This window comes from Brasilonema sp. UFV-L1 (genome assembly GCF_012912105.1).
Lineage (GTDB): Bacteria > Cyanobacteriota > Cyanobacteriia > Cyanobacteriales > Nostocaceae > Brasilonema.
This window is the reverse complement of sequence record NZ_QMEA01000330.1, coordinates 1-950: the sequence shown is the minus strand read 5'-3', so window position 1 is coordinate 950 and position 950 is coordinate 1. Positions and strand designations below refer to the sequence as shown.

Here is a 950-nt window from a genome sequence, read left to right as displayed (position 1 = left end):
TGTAGAGAACCAAAAAGAATATCCTCAACCCAGTAGTCAAAAGCCCGGATGTGGGTTTCCAATTGCCAAAATTGGTGTGATATTCAGTTTAGTGACGGGAGCCGCCGTTGCTTTGTGCATCAATGTCTTGAACACTCATGATATTAAATTAGCAAGAAAACTGTACAGTTTTCTTAAACCCAATGATGTACTTTTAGGTGATAGAGCTTTTTGCGCTTATGCTGATATGGTTGCTATTACCAAACTTGGTTGTGACGCTATATTCCGTAAGCATCAATCTCGCACAAGCACTATGCGAAAAGGTAAAATTGTTGGTGATTGTGACAAGCTTGTTACTTGGCATAAATCTAAAAGATGCCCACAAGGATTGAGTAAGGATGAATTTGATGCTCTACCTTCTGCCATAACTGTAAGAGAAATTTACTACTACATTGTTATTCCTGGTTTTCGCACTCAACAAGTCAGCTTAATTACTACTCTTTTAGATAAAGCAACTTATTCTACTCTCGAAATTGTTGGACTTTATGCTAAACGTTGGGATGTTGAATTAGATTTGAGACATATAAAAACTACCTTGGGTATGGATATTTTACGATGTAAGACTCCTTCAATGATCCGCAAAGAAATTCATGTTTATTTACTGGCTTACAATTTACTTCGGAGCTTAATGTGGTCGGCTGGGACTACTTACAATACTCCTCCAAATCGTTTATCGCTTCAAGGTACTCGACATCATTTACTGAATTTTATTCCTAAATTAGAAACTGCCCACTCTCAAAAACGCCTTCCTCTTTATCGTAGTTTGCTGAAAATTATTGTTCACAAGGTTGTCCCCGACCGTCCTGCACGCAGCGAACCACGAGTCACCAAACGCCGCCCCAAAGCTTACTCTAGATTGACCCAGCCCCGGCAAGAATTACGTAAACAATTGCAGACTGCTTAATCGATAA

Annotated in this window: 1 protein-coding gene; it reads left to right on the top strand. The window is 39.3% G+C overall.

Translation table 11 applies throughout. The features are described 5' to 3' along the window. Positions 1–943, top strand: a 943-nt coding sequence (locus DP117_RS35240) for an IS4 family transposase (RefSeq protein ID WP_169222773.1), incomplete at its 5' end; no start/stop codon positions are given. Positions 944–950 lie beyond the last annotated feature (7 nt).